General features: G+C 73.8%; 17 protein-coding genes and 1 riboswitch. Of the genes, 6 read left to right on the top strand and 11 right to left on the bottom strand.

Features of this window, described 5'->3' with window-relative positions; translation table 11 throughout:
* The first annotated feature begins 12 nt into the window (after positions 1 to 12).
* The 3 genes from B085_RS0109975 to B085_RS0109985 all read left to right on the top strand — a co-directional run bounded on the left by B085_RS0109975 (position 13) and on the right by B085_RS0109985 (position 5,542).
* Positions 13 to 2,499, top strand: a complete 2,487-nt coding sequence (locus B085_RS0109975) for a caspase, EACC1-associated type (protein ID WP_018558426.1) — start codon at positions 13 to 15, stop codon at positions 2,497 to 2,499.
* Positions 2,496 to 3,914 carry an extracellular solute-binding protein gene (locus B085_RS0109980; RefSeq protein ID WP_018558427.1) on the top strand — a complete coding sequence of 473 codons (1,419 nt, stop codon included), beginning with the start codon at positions 2,496 to 2,498 and terminating at the stop codon, positions 3,912 to 3,914. The genes B085_RS0109975 and B085_RS0109980 overlap by 4 nt, the downstream gene beginning before the upstream one ends.
* 217 nt (positions 3,915 to 4,131) lie before the next feature.
* Positions 4,132 to 4,271, top strand: a riboswitch (cyclic di-AMP (ydaO/yuaA leader).
* 11 nt (positions 4,272 to 4,282) lie between these two features.
* Positions 4,283 to 5,542, top strand: a complete 1,260-nt coding sequence (locus B085_RS0109985) for a M23 family metallopeptidase (protein WP_018558428.1) — start codon at positions 4,283 to 4,285, stop codon at positions 5,540 to 5,542.
* A 124-nt stretch (positions 5,543 to 5,666) separates the two neighbouring features.
* Here B085_RS0109985 and B085_RS0109990 read toward each other — a convergent pair whose 3' ends face one another.
* The gene (locus B085_RS0109990) at positions 5,667 to 5,948 is read right to left on the bottom strand and encodes a hypothetical protein (protein ID WP_018558429.1); all 282 of its coding nucleotides are present in this window, start codon (positions 5,946 to 5,948) and stop codon (positions 5,667 to 5,669) included.
* Positions 5,949 to 6,114: 166 nt separating this feature from the next.
* The gene (locus B085_RS0109995) at positions 6,115 to 6,879 is read right to left on the bottom strand and encodes a DUF6227 family protein (RefSeq protein WP_018558430.1); all 765 of its coding nucleotides are present in this window, start codon (positions 6,877 to 6,879) and stop codon (positions 6,115 to 6,117) included.
* Positions 6,880 to 7,040: 161 nt separating this feature from the next.
* Between B085_RS0109995 and B085_RS0110000 the strand changes: the two genes are divergently transcribed.
* Positions 7,041 to 7,910 carry a PfkB family carbohydrate kinase gene (locus tag B085_RS0110000; protein ID WP_018558431.1) on the top strand — a complete coding sequence of 290 codons (870 nt, stop codon included), beginning with the start codon at positions 7,041 to 7,043 and terminating at the stop codon, positions 7,908 to 7,910.
* Positions 7,911 to 7,928: 18 nt separating this feature from the next.
* Here B085_RS0110000 and B085_RS0110005 read toward each other — a convergent pair whose 3' ends face one another.
* Positions 7,929 to 8,159 (bottom strand): hypothetical protein, encoded by a 231-nt coding sequence (locus B085_RS0110005; protein WP_018558432.1) that lies wholly within the window; start codon positions 8,157 to 8,159, stop codon positions 7,929 to 7,931.
* Positions 8,160 to 8,174: 15 nt separating this feature from the next.
* Positions 8,175 to 8,687 (bottom strand): hypothetical protein, encoded by a 513-nt coding sequence (locus B085_RS49230; RefSeq protein WP_158689706.1) that lies wholly within the window; start codon positions 8,685 to 8,687, stop codon positions 8,175 to 8,177.
* A 356-nt stretch (positions 8,688 to 9,043) separates the two neighbouring features.
* Between B085_RS49230 and B085_RS0110010 the strand changes: the two genes are divergently transcribed.
* Both B085_RS0110010 and B085_RS0110015 read left to right on the top strand, forming a co-directional pair.
* Positions 9,044 to 9,427 (top strand): hypothetical protein, encoded by a 384-nt coding sequence (locus tag B085_RS0110010; protein WP_158689707.1) that lies wholly within the window; start codon positions 9,044 to 9,046, stop codon positions 9,425 to 9,427.
* A 25-nt stretch (positions 9,428 to 9,452) separates the two neighbouring features.
* Positions 9,453 to 9,671 (top strand): DUF2277 domain-containing protein, encoded by a 219-nt coding sequence (locus tag B085_RS0110015; protein ID WP_018558434.1) that lies wholly within the window; start codon positions 9,453 to 9,455, stop codon positions 9,669 to 9,671.
* A gap of 178 nt (positions 9,672 to 9,849) precedes the next feature.
* Here B085_RS0110015 and B085_RS49985 read toward each other — a convergent pair whose 3' ends face one another.
* The 7 genes from B085_RS49985 to B085_RS0110055 all read right to left on the bottom strand — a co-directional run bounded on the left by B085_RS49985 (position 9,850) and on the right by B085_RS0110055 (position 18,620).
* Positions 9,850 to 11,859: a DUF6114 domain-containing protein gene (locus B085_RS49985; RefSeq protein WP_234018547.1), complete on the bottom strand. Its 2,010-nt coding sequence runs from the start codon at positions 11,857 to 11,859 to the stop codon at positions 9,850 to 9,852.
* A gap of 20 nt (positions 11,860 to 11,879) precedes the next feature.
* Positions 11,880 to 12,536 carry a DUF6230 family protein gene (locus B085_RS0110030; RefSeq protein WP_018558436.1) on the bottom strand — a complete coding sequence of 219 codons (657 nt, stop codon included), beginning with the start codon at positions 12,534 to 12,536 and terminating at the stop codon, positions 11,880 to 11,882.
* A gap of 86 nt (positions 12,537 to 12,622) precedes the next feature.
* On the bottom strand, positions 12,623 to 13,276 hold the full coding sequence (locus B085_RS0110035; protein ID WP_018558437.1) for a DUF6230 family protein: 654 nt from the start codon (positions 13,274 to 13,276) through the stop codon (positions 12,623 to 12,625).
* Between the two features lie 41 nt (positions 13,277 to 13,317).
* Positions 13,318 to 14,946 (bottom strand): PrsW family intramembrane metalloprotease, encoded by a 1,629-nt coding sequence (locus B085_RS0110040; RefSeq protein ID WP_018558438.1) that lies wholly within the window; start codon positions 14,944 to 14,946, stop codon positions 13,318 to 13,320.
* 67 nt (positions 14,947 to 15,013) lie between these two features.
* On the bottom strand, positions 15,014 to 15,772 hold the full coding sequence (gene trmB, locus B085_RS50635) for a tRNA (guanosine(46)-N7)-methyltransferase TrmB (RefSeq protein ID WP_018558439.1): 759 nt from the start codon (positions 15,770 to 15,772) through the stop codon (positions 15,014 to 15,016).
* 12 nt (positions 15,773 to 15,784) lie between these two features.
* Positions 15,785 to 17,014: an L-2-hydroxyglutarate oxidase gene (lhgO, locus tag B085_RS50640; RefSeq protein ID WP_018558440.1), complete on the bottom strand. Its 1,230-nt coding sequence runs from the start codon at positions 17,012 to 17,014 to the stop codon at positions 15,785 to 15,787.
* A gap of 193 nt (positions 17,015 to 17,207) precedes the next feature.
* On the bottom strand, positions 17,208 to 18,620 hold the full coding sequence (locus tag B085_RS0110055) for a hypothetical protein (protein WP_018558441.1): 1,413 nt from the start codon (positions 18,618 to 18,620) through the stop codon (positions 17,208 to 17,210).
* Positions 18,621 to 19,058 lie beyond the last annotated feature (438 nt).

The following is a 19,058-nucleotide window of genomic DNA, read 5'->3' on the forward strand; positions in this document are numbered from 1 at the left end:
GGTCCGGCGGGCATGCCGTACGAACCGTTCGCGTCCCGGTCGCGGGCGGTCCTGATCGGGGTGTCCCAGTACGAACACGCCCGGGACTTCTCCAACATCCCCTCCGCCCGGGCCAACGTGGCCCGGCTGCGCGCCGCACTCGTCGCCGGCAGCCTCGGCCGGTTCATCCCGCGCACCGTGGAGACCCTCACCGAGCCGCGCACCCGCGACCGCGCGCTGGGGCTGATCGGCACCGCCGCCGCCCAGGCCCAGGACCTGCTGCTGGTCTACTTCACCGGGCACGGCTACGTCGACCTGGGCAGCGGTGAGCCCGAGCTCTACCTGATGACCCGGGAGTCCACCAAGGACGGCGCCCGTCTCGACGGCATCCCGTACCGCGACCTGCTGAGACTGCTCGCCTCCTCGCGCGCGGAGCGCGTCGTCCTCGTCCTGGACTGCTGCTACTCCGGCAACGCCGGTCTGGTGCCGCTGCCCGAGCGGCCGTTCTCCCTGATCACCTCCTCGGCGGTCGGCTCGCGCATCCACAAGGGCGACGGGATCGACCCGACGCCCTTCACCGGTGCCCTGGTCCGGGTGCTGAGCGAGGGCACCGACCCGTACGACCCGGTCACCGTGCAGCGGCTCGGGGTCCGGCTGCACGAACTGGCCGGCGAGTACGCCGCCACGCTCGACGAGCGCGTGGACTACGACCCCTGGTTCCCGACCGAGCGCTCCAGCAACAGCGCCGGCGACACCGTCCTGTCCCAGGCCCGGCTCACCCCGCGCCCAGCCCGCGGGGCCCGCGGGCTGGCGCCGCTGCGCAGGCTCGCCCAGTACGCCGGGTTCACCTGGACGTGGACGGCGGGCCCCCACCAGCCGCTGTGGCACCGGGCCGTCGGCGCCGGCACCGCCCTGGCGCTCCTCGCGGCCGGAGTCACCGGCTGGACGTGGGCGCACCGCCCCGCACCGCTGTGCCCCGCCCCGCTCGAACTGCGGGTGCTCACCTCGCCGGAGACGCGCGCCGCGCTCACCTCCGTGCTGGACGTATTCCAGGACAGCGAGGCCACCGGCACCACCGCCTCACTCGGCGGCCGGCCCGAGGGCTGCGGCCAGATCAACACCACCGTCTACGCGGCGCCGGCCGACCGCACCATCGCCGCCTTCCGCGCCTCCGCCGCCTGGGCCGAACCGGAACGCGCCTGCGAGGACGGCGGGAGCGGCGGGGACTGCGCGCTGCCGCTGCGGGACGTGGGGCCGCACCCGGACGTGTGGATACCGGCGGCCGGCACCGCCCCCACCCAGGTCGCGGCCGAGACCCGGCGCCCGGAGAGCGTCGTCGCCCTCGGCCGGCCGGTCACCCTCGCGCACTCCCCGGCCGTCGTCGCCGCGACCACCTCGCTGGAGGGCGTCGGGCGCACCGGCAGCACCGCGCAGCAACTGGTGGACGCCGCCCACGCGCAGGATGTGGTCGTCCGCAGCGCGGAACCGCACTCCTCGGACGCGGCCCTGGACCAGTTGCTGCACCTGAGGCCCGGCACCCGGGTCACCACCGACGCCGTGCCCCCGGCGGACGACCGGGCTCTTGCCTGCTCCGCCCGCACCTGGCTGGTCGAACGGCGCGGTACCCAACAGGCGCTGCTCACCGCCGAGTCCACTCTGGCCGGCCTCGTCACCCCCGCCCTGGAGTCCCGTCCCCCCTGCCTGGGCAACCAGTCCGACCCGTACACCGCCTACTACCCCGCCGACGTGCCGCCCCTCGACCTCACCCTCGTGCCGGTGACCTGGGAGACCGGCCGGGCCGACCGCGCCGACCGGGCCGAGGCGGTGCGCCGGCTCGCCGGTTGGCTCCGTTCGGGCCCGGGGCAGCGGGCGCTGGCCGCGCAGGGCTTCCGCACGGACGTCAGCGGGACGGACGCGGCCGGCGACACCCCGCTGGACAGCGCCGTATTCGTCGCCGACCCCCCGGCGGGCGGTGAACCGGCCGGCCGCGGGGACATCGAGGCCGCACTGCGGGACCACGGCGGGGCCGCGGGCACCCGGCGGGAGGTCCTCTTCGCCGTCGACGTCTCCAGCTCCTCCTACTCCGGCGCCAACGTCCCCGCGGTGCGCTCCGTGCTGGCCCGCGCCTCCGGCTACCGGTACGGCATCGCCGCGGTGCCCGGCCGCACCCTCCTGCCGATCGGGCCGAACGACGCGGCCGCGCGGGACGCCGCGATCCGCGCGCTGGCACCGGTCGAGCGGGACGCCCCCGTGGCCGCCGCCCTGAGCCGCTGGTCGCGCGCCCTCGCGGATTCCCCCGGCGCCCTGATCGTCCTCGTCACCGACGACGAGGACAGCGCCCGCGAGGAGCCGCCGGACGTGGACGTCCCCGTGCTGGTGGTCTCCCTGGAGAGCTACGGCTGCTCGCTGCGCTTCAACAAGGCGGTGACGGAGGGCGGCGGCGCCTGCCTCGCGGCCACGCAGGACCTGCCGAACCGGGTCGCGGAGACCATCACCCGCCTCACCTCGGGAGGGTCATGACCGCCATGGCCCCCGCAGGCGCGGGCGGCAGCCTCCGGCCCCCGCTCTCCGTACGGCGCCGGCGCCGCGCCCTCGGCGTGCTGCTCGCGTTGCTCGCCCTGCTCGCGCCGGCCACCGCGGCCTGCGGCGGCCCCGCCACCGCCCCGGCCCCGGAACCCGACCGCTCCCGGCCGCTGATCGTCGCCAGCGACGCCGACCTCACCGCCGGCGGGCAACCCGGCGTCCGGCGCGCCCTGATCGACCAGTGGAACCGGCGCAACCCGGACCGGCCCGCCCGGCTCGTCGAGCTCCCCTCCGCCTCCGACGAGCAGCGCAGCGAGCTGATCGGCGCCTTCCAGTCCGGTACCGCCGCGTACGACGTGGTCAACCTCGACATCAGCTGGATCGCCGAGTTCGCCGACAGCGGGCTGCTGCGTCCGCTCGACCCCGCCCTCGTGGACGGTGACTTCCTGCGCCAGGCCGCGGACGCCGGGCGCTGGAAGGGCCGCACCTACGCCGTGCCCTTCAACACCGACGTCGGCCTGCTCTACTACCGCACGGACGACCTCGCCAAGGCCGGCCGCCGTCCCGCGGACCTGCGCGGCTACGCCAAGATCGGCGACCTGCTCGCCGACGTCCGCCCGCTCGGCCACGCCGCCTACACCACCCAACTGCGCGCGTACGAGGGCCTGACCGTCAACACCCTGGAGACCTTCTGGACCGCGGGCGTCGAACTCGTCGACGGCGACGGCCGCTACATCGGCACCCAGGACGGGCTGCGCGAGGGCCTGGACGAGCTCGGGCGGCTGGGCGCGGCCAACAACCTCAACCCGGAGTCCCTGGAGGCCGACGAGTCGGTCACCCTCGCCCAGTTCACCGAGGGGCAGAGCGTGCTGATGCGCAACTGGCCGTACGCCTACAACCGGCTCGACGCCGCCCTCGCCCCCGGCGTCCGGTTCGGCGTGGCCCGGCTCCCCGGAGTCGCCGCCCTCGGCGGGCAGAGCCTGGGCGTGGCGGCCACCAGCGACCGCCCCGGCGACGCCGCCGACCTGATTCGCTTCCTGACTGGACGCGGCGCCCAACATGCCCTGCTCAGCGCGGGTTTCGCCCCCGCCCGACGCTCTGCATACGGGGCCGGGGATGTCAACTGTGACGATCCTCACGACCCCCGCGCCTGGTTCTACGACCGCCCCGCGGGCCGCGGCTCGGAGCCCTCGCCCTCGCCGTCCGCCGCGACCCCCGGTTACACGACCCTGCTGTGGTGCGCGCTGCAGGCCGCCAGGGCCCGTCCGGCGACCGCGCACTACGTCACGTTCACCCGGGTCCTGCAGCGTGAAGTGCACGGAATGCTCGCGGCACACCGCTCCGCCGACGCGTCGGCGGAGCGTCTGGGCGGCCGTCTGGGGCGCGCGCTCGGCGGCCGGGGCCCGGGGTGACCATCACTCCTCGTGAGCGCGGCACTCCCTTCCGCATAACGACTGATGCACACTCACATTTCCCGTAGGTCACGGCAGTCACGGCTCAATGTCCGCTTATGCCCTGTCCATCCCCATAGATTCCCGTCATGAACTCGCTTGAGTGGCTTGGAATTGGCGGGCGCCTCTATTAACGTTCGATAACGCAGCGCGGTTATTCCGCCGCCGACAGGGCGGCGCCGTGCGCTTGCCGAATCCCGTCCGCGGGAACCGGGGAACCACTTCCTGGGGTGAATCGGGGGCCGTTCGCGGTCCTCGTAGGAGACCTTCCTGCTCCGAACCCGTCAGCTAACCCGGTAGGCGAGAAGGAAGGAAAGGAGCGCGCCCGCGTGGCGTCGAACGAGCCTGCCCTGATACCCGGACAGCAACAGGGGTCCGCGACCGCGTACTCCGAGTGGGACACCGCCGAGTGGAACATCGCCGCCGGCTGGAATCCCCCGGCCGCCGAGCAGGCACCGCCGACGAAGAACGCCATCGACGGCTGGGACACCGGCCAGTGGAACATGGCCGCCGGCTGGCTCGACGCGGCCGCCGCCGTGGAGACGCCCTCCCCGGACGCCGGCGCCGCGCAGCCCGAGGCCGCCGGTCCAGAGGCGTACGAAGCCCCTGCCGCCCTCCCGCGGCAGGAGGATATCGAGGCCTTCGAGGCCTTCGGCAGCACCCGGGACGCCGAGGGCGTACCCCGCGAGGACCCGCAGGCCGAGCCGTGGAACCCCACCGAGGAGTCCCCCGGCCCCCGTCGCGCCCGGCACCGCGTCGCCAAGCAGCGTTCCATGGGCCGCGGTTCCGCGGTCTTCGGGGTCGCGGCCGTGGCCGTGCTCGGCGTCGGAGGGGTCGCCACCGCCGAGGGCAAGAACCCGCTCCCCGTCTCCCTGCCCCATCTGCCCGACGCGTCGCAGCTGCCCGGCATCGGAGCCCTCGTCGAGGACGACAGCGCCCCCGAGGCCAAGCAGGTCGCCGAGGCCCTGAGCCCCGACGCGGGTGAGGCGCTGCGCAACCGCATCCTCGACCAGGCCCAGCAGCAGCGGACCGCCGCCGACCGGGCCGCCAGGACCGCCGCACAGCAGGAGGCGTCGGCCAAGGCCGCCAAGTCCGCCGCGCAGGAGCGGGTCCGCGCCGAGGCCGCCGCCAAGAAGAAGGCCGCGGCGGAGGCCGCGAAGAAGATCGAGGCCGAGCGCCTGGCCGCGCTCGCCAAGAGCTTCGTCAAGCCGGTCTCCTCGTACACGCTGACCGCCGGCTTCGGCGAGTCCAGCTCGCTGTGGGCCAACACCCACACCGGCCAGGACTTCGCCGCCCCGACCGGCACCCCGGTCAAGGCCATCCACAGCGGCACCATCACCGAGGCGGGCTGGGCCGGTTCGTACGGCTACCGCATCATCCTGACCCTCGACGACGGTACCGAGCTCTGGTATTGCCACCTCTCCTCGATGATCGTCACCTCCGGCAAGGTCGACACCGGTGACACCATCGGCCGGGTCGGCGCCACGGGCAACGTCACCGGTCCGCACCTGCACCTCGAGGTGCGCCCCGGCGGCGGCGACCCGATCGGCCCGATGGGCTGGCTGCGCAGCAAGGGCCTCTCCGTCTGAGGCGGCCGGCCGGGACGCGAACGGCCGCGGCTCTTCGCGGCAGACCGTGAACGGCCCCGTACGACCACACGAACTCCGGCGGTCCTGGTGACACCCCCCGTCATCCAGGGCCGCCGGTCCGTGTCTACGGGACGACGAAGTTGTAGAGCTCCGAGATCCTCGGCGGCCCGCTCGGCTCCGGGAAACCGGACTCCTTCGCGACGGGCATCATGATCTCCATGAAGGCCTCGAGCGCCTGGGCGGACTGCCAGACGTTCACCAGCCGCAGCCCCTCATTGGTGATCACGGCGGAATGGGCGAGCAGGCCCGCGGGAGGATGCTCGGGCCCGAACCCCGCACGGTGGTTCGCCTCCTCGTACTGCAGGGCCGTCACACCGGGGAACTCGACCTCCGCCAGGACCGGCATGGGAACCTCCCGCCTCCCACCGACACGCCTATGCCCCAATTTCCTCCGGCTGCACCCCGGCCGCAATCCGGAACCCGGCCGGAACCCGGCCGGAACCCGGCCGGAACCCGGCCGGAACCCGGCCGGAACCCGGCCGGAGCCGGGTCCGAACCCGGCCGGAACGCGCTCAGAGACCTTCCAGCCGCACGTCGGCGGAGTCGCAGGCGGCCGTCTCGTCGGCGTAGACCTCGCAGACCGGCCGCCCGTCGGGGGTCATCGTGTGCTCGACCTCCCAGAGGCTGATCTCCTCGCCGGTCTCCAGCAGGAAGGCGTGCTCGTACAGCGTCCAGCCGGCGACCCGGCCGGTGCCGATCCTGGTGTGCCGCCCGGTGACGTACGCGATGTCGTGGCCGACCGCCGAACCCAGCCGGCTGCGCAGCTCCTCGCCCGGTACGTCCGTGTTCTCGGCGCGCCGCAGCACCCGCCACGCGTGCTCGGCGGAGTGGTCCTCCGTGTACTGCCGGGGCCCGGGCGTCAGGTCCATCGCCAGCTGCGGCAGCCGCGCCAGCCAGTCCGCCGCCTCCGCCTCCAGCTCCTCCGGGGAGGGTTCGCCGAAGCGCGCGTCGATCATGTGCTGCGCGGTGGCCAGCGCGTCCGGGTCCGAGTACACCTCGTAGAGCGGTTCGTCGCCGCCGGGGCCGGTGTTGTGCTCGATCTCCCACAGCATCTGCGTACTGCCGTCGGCCAGCAGGAACGAGTGCCGCAAGGTCCTGCGGCTCAGCCGGCGCGGCGGGCCCTTGCGCTGGCGGAAGGACGCCAGCTCCGTGCAGCCCATCAGCGCGGTCGCCAGCCGTCCCAGCACGCGGTCGTCGACGTCGAAGGCGTTCTGCGCTCTGGCCAGCACCACCTCGACGTCCGCCGGACCCGCCCCACCTGGTCGCGCGTTCCCCATGCGGTCCTCCTGCTCACGGCATTCCCCGCGCACCATTGCGAGCACTCAGCGTAGTGGTACCGACGCTCTGCGCGTCGGGTCTCGCGGAAAAATGGTGCACCCCCACCCGTAGGAGGCGCGTAAGACGGGAAACGCACGCCCCCTGCTGCCACTATGCGCCCATGCGCGCACTCTTCGTAGGCCTCTGCACTCTCGATGTCATCACGCTCGTCGACCACGTCCCGGCCCCGAACGAGAAACTCACCGCCCGCGCCCAGACCGTCGCCGCCGGCGGCCCCGCCACGGGCGCCGCCGCCACCTTCGCCCACCTCGGCGGCGAGGCCGTCCTGCTCACCGCCTTCGGCGGCCATCCCCTCGCCGGCGCGATCGACGCGGACCTCGCGGCGCTCGGCGTCGACGTCATCAACCTCACCGCGGACTCCCCCGAACCCCCCGCGGTCTCCACGATCCTGGTCACCGCCGCCACCGGCGACCGCGCCGTCGCCTCCACCAACGCGGCCTCGGGACCCTCCGTCTCCCCGCCGGGAGACCTCTCCGTCCTGGTCGGCGACGCGGACGTCGTCCTCGTCGACGCCCACCACCCGGCCCTCGCCGTTCCCGCGGCCCGCCTCGCGCGCGCGGCCGGGGTCCCCACCCTCCTGGACGCGGGCAGCTGGCGCCCCGCCACGCCCACCCTGCTCCCCTACGTCGACGTCGCCGTCTGCTCGGCCGACTTCCACCCCCCGGGCACCGCCACTCCGGCCGAGGCGCTTGCCTTCCTCCACGACGCCGGTGTCCGCTGGACCGCCGTGACGCAGGGCGCGTCCCCCATCCTCCGGCCCGGCGGCCAGGTTCCCGTCCCGGCCGTCGCCCCCGTCGTCGACACCCTCGGCGCCGGCGACGTCCTCCACGGCGCCCTCGCCCACCACCTCGCCACCCAGATCACGACCCGCCTCACCCCGCCGACCTTCGACGCCGCCCTGGCCTTCGCGGCCACGGTCGCCTCCGGCTCCTGCGGTTCGTTCGGCACCCGGGAGTGGATGCGGGCCTGAGGGGGTCTGCGCCGGGGGTCAGGACCGCCTGCGGCTTTTTGTTTTGTTGGCGATCAAGGCGAACAGGATCGCGCCGACACCCAGCACAAGCCAGCCAACCGCCGACTCGGACACGGTCATTTGAGTGCGCTTCGGCAGCAACGATAGGCCCCCGAGGACCATGAACATCGCGAACATGTAGCTGAGTCCGGCCATCAGCAGCCAACGCAGTAGGCGGCTCGTCCGTACGTTCGGCGACTTATCGGTCATGGGGTTCCGCCTCGCTCATTTGACGATGTTGTGGCACTGGGTTCCGCGCTTCTGTCCGCTGGCAAAGAAGTCAGCGCATGCTTTCCCGTAGTGCTTCAACGTCCGCCTAGAGTCGTCGACACGCCCTACGGACTTCATGAATGTGCACGAGTGGTGCATGGGACCCCGCCGAATGAGGTATGTCTTGCCGTCGGTGTCCGAGTAGCGCCAGTCGATTCGCCAGTTGCACCACTTTCCACCTGCGGAGTCGGCGCCAAAGATGTCCTGAACAGACGCCTCTTCCCGTGTGATGCTTAGGCCATTTCCCTTGATGACGTGACCGATCGTGGCGCCTGGAGCGCAGAGCTGTACGCCCTTCACGTCGAAGCAGAAGCTTCCAACCTTGCCGTATCCGACCGCAGTGGCCGACGCTGGCGAAGCCGTGGCCACCAGGGCGGTGACTGCCGTCGACGTCAAAGCGACCCACTGCCTGGCGCGTCCGCCGAAAGCGCGTCGAGCAGGGAAGGTGCGGTCCTCGTTACGGCTCATTTGGCACTCCGATGCTTGCTGCCTACGTACGCATCGGAAACGTGGTCCCCGGTCGACGCGATACGTGGTGTTGCGTGCCGGTGACAGAAGGTCGCTCGGGGGAGTGGTGCAGGAACCTTAAAGCATCAGTTCTGCAACAGGAGTTAGGCCATCAGCCTGCAGCGATGGCGGAGAAGGTCCAGGCGTCCGCGGCCTGTTCGTGCCCATGGGGTTGCTGCCCTGTGTTCGATGTATGCGGCCGAGCCGAGGAGCCCCCAGGGTCGAGGGCAGCCGGCTGCATCCGGTTGCCAAGGGGCGACCGACACGTGTGGCGCGCAGTGCGCGACGCACTCGCCGTGCGGGCGGAGCATGGGGCCATGAGGCAGAGCGAGACGCCGGTCACGGATGGGTTCGAGCGGGCCATGGAGGCGTTGCGGAGGGCGCCGTACGGGGAGGTGGACGAGGCGTTGTGGGAGGTGGAGGGGAGCGTGCTGCGGGAGGCGCGGGGGCATTTGGAGGCGTGGGAGCGGGTGGTGCGGGGGCTGGAGACCGGGCAGGGCGCGGCGCGGGGGGAGCTGGTGTGCCGGGACGGGGTGGCGGGGCTGGTGCGGAGGCTGCCGGGGCCGGTCGCGGAGTTGTTCGGGGAGTCGCTGGGGGAGGTGGACGGCCGGTACATGGAGCTGACGGTGGAGGACGCGGCCGCGCCGGGCGGTGCGGGCGGCTGGTGGTGGGGCCGGCGGCCGCGCGCGGGGTGGGCCTGACAGTGGGCGCGGGCACACTGGAGCCATGTGCCGAAGCATCAAGACCCTGCGCCCGCCGATGACGCCCGAGGTCGGCGACGAGGACATCCGGGCCGCGGCCCTGCAGTACGTGCGGAAGATCTCCGGGTTCCGGGCGCCGGCGGCGCACAACCGGGAGGCTTTCGAGGAGGCGGTGGACGCCGTGGCGGCGGCCACGCGCGAGCTGCTCGCCGGGATCCAGGTCCGGGGTCAACGGACTTCGTAGCCCTGGCGGATGGCTCCCCACGGCGCCGTGACGTTGAGTGGTGCCGTGATGACGGTAAGTTATGGCCTGCTCGAATCAGTCCGCCGCTGTACTGAGGTGTGCCATGTCCGTTGTTCGTAGGGCCCTCGTCGTCACCGCTCTGACCGCCGTGCTGCTGGCCAGCGCCGTCGTGTGCCAGTCAGCGGAGTGACGCCGACGCCTGCTGGTGCATGCCGGGGATCGTGATCCGGTGCGCGGTCAGCAGCTGGTTGTAGGCCACTGCCTGCGTGAAGAACAGCGGGATGGGGATCGTCAGCCCGGGTGGCAGCGGAGGCGGCATGTCCGGGGTGAACGTGACCGGGAGCAGCCCGAGGAGGTTGCCGCTGAGGACCCGGGTGAGCAGGACGACCGGGCGCCCGGTGGCGGTCGTGGTGCTCCAGGGCCGGGCGTCCGTTTCGAGTTCGCCCTGGCAGGGGGCCCACGGCGGCGGCTCGGGAGAGACGCGCCCGATGCCGGGCAGCCCGATGTCAAGCAGCGGCAGGCCGATCCCGGGCAGGCCGTGGAAGGGTGGCGTCCAGTCGCGGGCGTGGCGGCGGGCGCAGGCGGGGGAGAGCAGGGCCGCCGTCTGGCGCAGGCTCGCGATGTCGGCGCGCCAGGCGGTGAAGACCAGGACGCGTTCGGCGCCGGCGCGCGTGGGGACGGCGGTGATGCCGTGGTACGTCAGCCCGGTCAGGACCAGCAGCGGGGTGAGTACGCGGAACGGCTGCTCCGCGGTGATCACGCGGTCGCGGTAGCCCGCCGCGGCGATGGACAGTTCCAGGGAGACCTTCGGCAGGCACCAGGGGGAGTCTGGGGTGCCCAGGCGGATGCGGGCGGGGAGCAGGGAGAGCGGTTCGTCCATGCCGCCGTCGGAGGGGCGGCGTGGGACGACCAGGTCCAGCAGCGAGTCGGGGCCGATCCTGTTGCCGGACAGGAGGCCGGTGGGCGGGGTGCCCGCTGACGGCGCGGGGACCTCGGGCCGCGTACGCCGCGTGGACCCTCCCGCGCGGGGTGCGGGCGGCGCGTAGGGGATGGCGCCCGGCCGCCGCGGGGCCGGTGCCTGCGCGGACGGCTGCCTGCCCCGCAGCCCCAGCAGGTCGCCCACCGCTCCCAGCAGCCCGCCCGAGGGCTGCTGCGGCGCCGCGCGCTGGGACGGTACGGGGCCGGGCCCGGCGCCTTTCGGTGTGCCGCCGGGCGAGATGTCGAGCGTGCCGCGGACCGGGAGCGGGGCCTGCGCCTCGATACCGGCGTGGAGCCCGCCCGGGGCCCGGTTCCTGGACTTGCCCGTGGCGGTTCCGGTGCCGTGCGCGGTGGGGTTGCGGGCGTGGTAGAGGCCGTCCAGTACGTCGCACACGGCCTCGCCCGCGCTGCGGTAGCCCTTGGCGGACCGGGCGGTGCCGTCGCCCCTGGGCGCACCGGCGGCGTGGGCCATGGCCATCGGAGCCAGCGGAGCCATCGGCTGCAGGCCTCCGGCGAGCAGCGCCCCGCCGACGGGGAGGGCGCCGATGGCCCGCAGCCTTACGGCCCGGTTGCGGACGGCCTGCGTGCGGACGGCCGAGCGGAGCGCCGCCGTGTCCTTGCCGTCAACGGAGCCGGAGCCGGAGCCGGAGCCGGAGCCGGAGCCCGAGGCCGTGGGAGGCGCCTGCTCCGTGCCGCCCGCGGGGGCGGCCGGCGGGACCGCCGGGGGCGGGGTGCCATCGGGGGTGCTCGCCGGGGTGCCGCCCTGCGGAGCGCCCACCGCGGGCCCCGCGGCGCCGCCTCCGCCGCCCCAGTCGGGCACCGGCCGGGAACGCCCGCCGCGGCCGTCGTCCCCGTCCGGCACCCAGCTGACGGCCATGGCCCCGCCGATGACGCCCAGCAGGAAGCCGATCAGGAACCCGCCGAAGTTGGACAGCACCAGCGAGGCGACGGAGAAGACGAGGGTCGCGATGCCGGCGAAGGCGCGGTAGTGCGGGGCCAGCCACAGGGTGAGGCCCAGGACGACCAGGAAGACGCCCATGAGCAGGCCGGAGACACCGGCGATGCCCTCGTGGATCATGAGCGAGAGCGGGGCGAGCGGGATGGAGAGGATCTCCACCCCGGCGAGGAGGGTCCATAGGCCGGCCCAGAAGGGACGGCTGCGGCGCCAGGCGCGGAAGCGGGAACGGAGGGCTCCGGCGCGGCTCAGCATGCGGGTCACGGCGGCGTCTCCTAGAAGCAGGAGTGGTCGCCGCGCAGCACCTGCACGTGCAGGTCCGGCAGCCGGAACGTGGCCGCGCTGACCGACCGGTTCTCCTGCCGCAGGTCGCGGATGCGGATGGTCGTGGCCTGCTGCGCGAAGGCCCCGGCCGGCTCCCGGACGCCGGGGACCTGGTCCACCGTCGAGGCGTCCTGGCCGATGTGGATGTTCTCGAAGACGGCGTCGCCCTTGATGTCGTGGGTGTCCGCGATGAGGCGGTCGGCGCTCGCCGGGTCCGCGGTCAGCCGCAGCGTGACCGGGCCGATGACCGGTACCGGCTGGACGACGGACTGGCACAGGTCGTGCAGGGTGGCCCGGCGGACGGCGGAGAGCGCCTCCGGGTAGACCGCGTCACGGCCCCGGTCGAGGACGCCGAACTGGACGAAGCCGTCGCCCTCCAGGAGGGAGGAGGAGATCTGGAAGCTCTCTCCGGCGACGGTGAAGGAGTTGGCGGACACCCCGAAGGAGGCGGCGAGCGCGCCGGTGGCCAGGCTCGCGACGACGGCGCCCGCGGCGGCGACGGTCGGCACCATGACGAGGGCGAGCCGCTTCCAACTGGTGCGGCCGGAGGCGGCGACGGCGGCCGGGGACGTGGCGGGCCGTGACCCGGTGGGCTCGGTGGTCAGCACATCCCGTCAACCGGGGGACAGTCTGATCGGTCGCTCGGGCGAGGTTCCCAATCACCCCGATGGTCGTACGCACTCGCCCAATCGGGTCAGAAGCAGGGGTCGGCGCCCCTTTTGACCGTCATGTGCAGGCCGTTCAGGCGGAAGGTGGCCGCGCTCACGGACTTGGTGGTCTGCCGCAGGTGGTCGATGGTGACGCTCTCGGCCTGCTGCCCCACGGCGCCGGCCGGGCCCTGGGCCCGGCCCTCGGTGTCCGTCCTCGAGGCGTCCACACCGATGCGGATGTCGTGGAACTCGGCGTCGCCCGAGAGGTCGTCGCTGTCGACGATCAGCTGGTCGGCGTGGACGGGCTTGTCACCTGCGCCCGCGCCGATCCGCAGGGTGACCTGGCCGAAGCCGGGGACGGAGCCCACCACGGACTGGCAGAGATTGTGCAGCTCGGCGGAGGCGATGGCGGAGACGAACTGGGGGAAGTCGCCCTCGGCGGTCTGGTCGATGGTCACGTACTGGGTGAAGCCGGTGCCGGTCAGGCGGTCCGCGGCGATCTGGATGTTCTGGCCGGACAGGGCGGTGGTGGTCGGTGAGATCGCGAAGGAGACGGGCACCACCCCGGCGCCCGCGGCGACGGCCACGGCGGTGGAGACGGCGAGGACCGGTACGAGGACGACTGCCGTGCGCGTCCAGCTGGTGCGGCCGGACGGACGGTGGCCGGAGCGGCTCGTACCTCGTATCAGCGGGCTCACCCGGTCATTGCATCCCCGGCGGCGGGGGCGGGCAACCGGAGTCAGCGGTGGCGGCCGCCCCGCGGGTCCCGGTAGGGGGCGGCCTGCGGGTACCACCCCTGCTGCGGCGGCACCTGGGGGTGGCGCGGGCCCCACCGCTGCGGGTACGGAGCCCCCTGCTGCGGGGGTTGTTGCGGCGACGGCTGGGGCTGCGGCGACGGCTGGGGCTGCGGCCACGCCTGGGGCTGGGGCCACGCCTGGGGCTGGGGCGACGGCTGGGCCTGTGGCCACGCCTGGGGCTGCGGCCACGGCTGCCCGTACGGCTGGACCTGCGCCGGATAGGGCCCGTACGGGGTCCCCGGCGGGGGTGCCGCCCACGGGTACACGGGCGGGAACGCGGGCCGGATGGCATGGGCCGCGTGGGTGAGCGCGGGCTGGGCGACGGCCTTGCGCTCCCACAGATGGTGCAGCAGCTCCTGCTCCCGGGCCTGGAAGTCCGCGCCGGCGGCCCCGCGGTTCGCGCGGGCGCGCAGGAAGGCGAGCGAGGTCGCGAACGACACGTACTCGCGCACCGTGCGGGCGGCCTCCTTCCCCTGCGCGCCGCGTGCGGCGGAGCGGGCGAGGCCGCGGCCCTTCATGGAGCCGATGGCGGCGGGCTCGGGCGGGCTGAGCCAGCCGGCCATGGCGTACAGCGGCAGCTGGGTGCGGATGGTCCTCAGTTCGTTCGAGCGGGACCAGATCGCGAGCCAGACCAGCAGGCCGAACAGCGGGATCATCACCGTCGCGTAGACGGCGAGGAAGCCGAGCGGGCTGAACGAGGCGGAGCCGTTCCAGGTGCCGTGCAGGACCATCGCCAGCAGCCAGCCCCCGAGCGGGGCCAGCCAGCGGCGGGCCCGGCCGGGGCGGGAGGTGGCGGCGATGGCGAAGCCGATGCCGGTGAGCGAGGTGAACAGCGGGTGCGCGAAGGGCGTCATCACGATCCGGACGATGAACATCGCCGCCGTCGTGCCCAGGCCGCCGTCGGTCCCGTACGCCTGGTCCTCGGCGAAGCCGGAGCCCAGGTAGAGGATGTTCTCGGTGAACGCGAAGCCGGTGGCGGTGAGCCCGGCTATGACGACGCCGTCGACGATCCCGGTGAAGTCGCGGCGGCGGAAGAGGAAGAGCAGCAGGACGGCGGCGCCCTTGGCGCTCTCCTCCACGACGGGGGCGACGAAGGTGGCGCCCCAGATGTCGCTCTGCGAGTCGCTGGCCGTGAAGGTCGTCGCGAGCAGTTCCGTCGCGTACTCGTTGGCGAGGATGGCGACCAGGGTGGCGGCGCACGCGCCCCAGGCGAAGGCGAAGACCGCGTTGCGCAGCGGGGTCGGCTCCACCCGGTCCAGCCAGAGGAAGGCGCCGCCGAGGATCGGGACCGGCAGGACCGCCAGGAGGAGACCGACGAGGAAGCCCTCCGTGCCGGTCTGGCGGCGCACCAGCGCCAGGATGAGCACCCCGCACAGCGCCAGCACGGAGAAGAGCGCCACCAGCCGGAACGTCCGGTTCTCCCAGAAGTGCCGGCGCGGCTTGTAGTGCCACTGCCCGGGCGCGGGCAGGGCGAACTGCGGTCGCTGCTGGTGTTCCGGATACTCGGGTACGGCGGGTTGGGCCGCCGGGCTCGGGAGGGGCGAGTCGGGCGAATGCGAGTACGAGGACACCCGATGACCTTACGGCGCGCCGGCCGCGCGGCGCGATGGTGTTACCGATTACCGCACCGCCGGGCGATCACCGGCGCTCGAAGACCAGGTCGTGGACGACGTGGCCCTTCGCGATCCCCTGGCGCTCGAACTTGGTCATCGGACGGAAGGCCGGGCGCGGCTCGGCGTAGCCGCCGGCGGTCGCGTAGGCGTTCACCAGGCCGGGCTCCGCCGTCAGCACCTCCAGCATCTGCTCGGCGTACGGCTCCCAGTCGGTAGCGCAGTGCACGGTGGCGCCGGGCCGCAGCCGCGACACCGCGAGCGCCACGAACTCCGGCTGGATCATGCGGCGCTTGTGGTGCCGGGCCTTGGGCCACGGGTCGGGGAAGTAGACCCTCAGGCCGGCCAGCGATTCCGGGGCGAGCATGTCGCGCAGCAGGACGACGGCGTCGCCGTTGGCGACCCGGACGTTGCGCAGGCCCTCGCGCTCGGCGAGGTGGACGAGGTTGCCCTGGCCGGGGGTGTGCACGTCCGCGGCGAGGATGCCGGTGCCGGGGTCGGCGGCGGCCATCGCGGCGGTGGCGTCGCCCATGCCGAAGCCGATCTCCAGGACCACCGGGCGGTCCGGGGCGAGGTCCGCGTCGGCGAAGAGCTTGTCCAGGTCCAGCGGCGTGCCGTCGAGGTCGACGCCCCAGTCCGCCCAGCGCCGCTCCAGCGCCGCGCGCTGGCCGTGGGTGACCCGGCCACGACGCGGGTGGAAGGTGCGGATGCGCTGCTCGGTGTGCGCGTCCGGATGCGGGTGGGAGGCGGGGCCGCCGGGGAAGTGGGGGGTGCGGGGCTTCGACATGATGCGTCGATTTTACGTACGCCCCAGCACCGCCAGTGCCCTGCGGGCGATCTCCCGGCCGATCGGCAGCGAGGCCGTCGCGGCGGGAGAGGGGGCGTTCAGCACGTGGACGAAGGGCCCGTCGCCCGCGATGAGGAAGTCGTCGACGAGCGTCCCGTCGCGCAGCACGGCCTGCGCCCGCACCCCTGCCGCCGCGGGCACCAGGTCGTCGGCGGTCACCTCGGGCAGCAGGCGCTGCACGGACTCCACGAAAGCCCGCTTCGACAGCGAGCGGCGGATCTCGCCGGCCTCGTACCGCCACTGGCGCAGGGCGATCCGCCAGGTCCCGGGGAACGCGGCCGTCTCGACGAGGTCGCGCGGGTGCACCGTGCGCCGCCGGTAGCCCTCGCGGGCGAGCGCCGGGACGGCGTTCGGGCCGACGTGCACGGAGCCGTCGACGCTGCGGGTCAGGTGCACGCCGAGGAAGGGGAAGGCGGGGTCCGGTACGGGGTAGACCAGGCCTCGGACGAGGCCGGCGCGGTCGGGGCGCAGCTCGTGGTACTCGCCCCGGAACGGCACGATGCGCACGCCCGCGACGTCCTCGTTCGCGGTCCCGGCCATGCGGGCGACGCGGTCGCAGTACAGGCCCGCGCAGTTCACGAGCGCCCCGGCCCGGACCGGCGGGCCGCTGTGGGGCTCGACGATCACGCTGCGCCCGTCGCGGTGGAGGGCGCGGACCTCCCTGCCGTACGCGATGCGGGCCTCGCCGCGGCCGCCTTCGGTGGTGAGGCGGGCCATGGCCGCGGCGACCGCGGTGAAGTCGCACACCCCCGTCGTGCCGACGTGGATCGCCGCCAGGCCGCGCACGTGCGGCTCCCGCTCGGTGATCTGGGCCGGGCCCAGTTCCTGTACCGGGATGTCGTTCTGCCGCCCCCGCTGGACGAGGGCGTGCAGCCGGGGCAGCTCCTCGCGTTCCGTGGCGACGATGAGCTTGCCCGTCACGTCGTGCGGGATGTCGTTGCCGGCGCAGAACTTCACCATCTCCGCGGCGCCCTGCGTCGCGTACCGGGCCTTGAGGGATCCCGGGCGGTAGTAGACGCCGCTGTGGATCACGCCGCTGTTGTGGCCGGTCTGGTGGCGCGCGGGGCCGTCCTCCTTGTCCAGGACCAGCACCGACGTGCCGGGGGAGGTACGGGTGATCGCGTACGCGGTCGCCAGGCCGACGATGCCGGCGCCGATGACGACGATGTCCGCGGTGTCCATGCGCGCGGTCACCTCCCGCGTAAGGCTTGGCCCGTCGGGGCGCCCGGCAAACCTGTCGGCGGCGCGTGTTGTTCGCGCCGCGTTGTTGAGTGCGGGTTGTTGCGCCTGCGGCGGGGAAACCGCCCGCCGCAGGCGCAACAACCCGTACACGACAACCGGGCCGCAAGGGGCACCCCCCCCGCACCCCGAAGGGCTACGCGGGGGCCGCCAGGAGGGGACGCGCCCGCTCCCGCAGCTCCGCGACGCGCGGCTCGTTCCCGTACGGCTCCAGCCGGTGCAGGAGGTCCCGCACGTACTCCGTCGTCCGGGCCGACGAGATCCGCCCGGCCACCTCGACCGCCTTGACCCCGGCCGCGCAGGCCGCGTCCAGGTTGCCGGACTCGAGCTCCGCGACCGCCGAGACGACGAGCCGCAGCCCGTGCGACCGCACGAACTCCTCCGTGGGCCGGGCGAGCGCCGTCTCCGTGAAGCGGCGCACCTGCCCGGGCACGCGCAGGTCGCGGTAGCACTCGGCGGCGTCCGCGGCGAGCCGGTCGTAGGAGTAGAAGCCGAGCCAGGGCGGGTCGGCGTCGCCGTCGCGGGCGCGGTCGAGCCAGGACTCGGCGGCGGCCAGGGCCGTGGCGCAGGCGGCGCTCTCGCCGGCCTTGGCGTGGGCGCGGGCCTCGACGAGGTGGAAGAAGGACATCGTGCGGGCCGTGGCGAGGCCGCGGTTGCGTTCGAGGGCGGCCTGGGCCAGGTCCACGCCTTCGTCGGCGAAGCCGCGGTACGTGGCCTGGAGGGACATCGACGCCAGGACGTATCCGCCGAGGGGGACGTCGGCGGCGGCGCGGGCGAGCCGCAGGGCCTGGATGTAGTACCGCTGGGCGGCCTCCTGCTGGCCGGTGTCGAAGGCCATCCACCCGGCGAGTCTGGTGAGTTCGGCGGTGGCCCCGAAGAGGGAGCGGCCGACCTCGTCGCTGTACGAGCCGAGCAGCAGCGGGGCCGCCTCGACCCGCAGGCACTCGGGGACCATGCCCGAACGCCAGTCGCCGCCGCCGTACTTGGAGTCCCAGCGCCGGGCGTCCTCCGCGGCCTCGCGGAGCTTGGCGACGTCGGAGTGGCCGACGTGGTGCGTGCCCGGGGCGGGGTCCTCGCGGGCGACGCGGGCGTCGGCCGGGGTTATCAGCCAGCGGGAGGCGGGCGTGACGTACGCGCTGACCGCGAAGGAGCCGGCGAGGCTCTGCCAGATGCCGCCGCCGCCCGGGCCGCGGCGGCCGGGGTCGAGCTTCCACAGGTCGGTGGCGGACTTGACGGCCTCCCCGACGTCGCGGGGGAAGGCGAGGCCCACCTCGGGCGCCGGGTCGGCGTCGGCGAGACCGATCTCGTGCAGCGGCACGGGCCGGCCGAGCTTGCTGCCGATGGCGGCCGCGATGAGGTGCGGGGCGGCGCCCTGCGGCACCATGCCCTTGGTGACCCAGCGGGCGACGGAGGTCTTGTCGTACCGCAGGGTCAGACCGCGCTGGGCGCCGAGGTCGTTGACCCTGCGGGCGAGTCCCGCGTTGCTGATGCCGGCCAGGGCGAGAAGGGTGCCCAGTTTCTCGTTGGGCCCTCGGGGTTCTTTGGTCATGACCACTACCACCTCTCGCCGTAAGCGCGAGGGCCGCGTACGCCTGCCACGCCTGTCACACCCTCTCGACGCACAACAACGGCTGGCCCGGCGCCTCTTGTGGAGGGGTGCCAGGGCCGCCGCCACCCGCCACCGGGCATGCGCCGGACCCCGAGCTGCCGGGACATCGCTTCTCGGGTGCACCCAGCGTAGTTCGCCGTATCCCGCCCGTTAAGAGCTGTTGTCCCGGATGGCGAGATTCCTGCCCTGAATGCGGCCTGGCGACTCCTGCTTGTGGCGCGTGCTACCGGCGTATGCGGCTGTGCGCCCATCCGCGCGCTCTGTGCCGGTTCGTGCGGTAGGGGTTCCATGGTGGCGTGGGTTGGCCCGCGGCTCTCATGTGCGGCTATGGGGGGTAGTGGCGGGTCAGGGGGCTCCGTCACCACAATCCCCGCGGGT

It is taken from the genome of Streptomyces sp. BoleA5 (assembly GCF_000373665.1).
Taxonomy (GTDB): Bacteria; Actinomycetota; Actinomycetes; order Streptomycetales; family Streptomycetaceae; genus Actinacidiphila.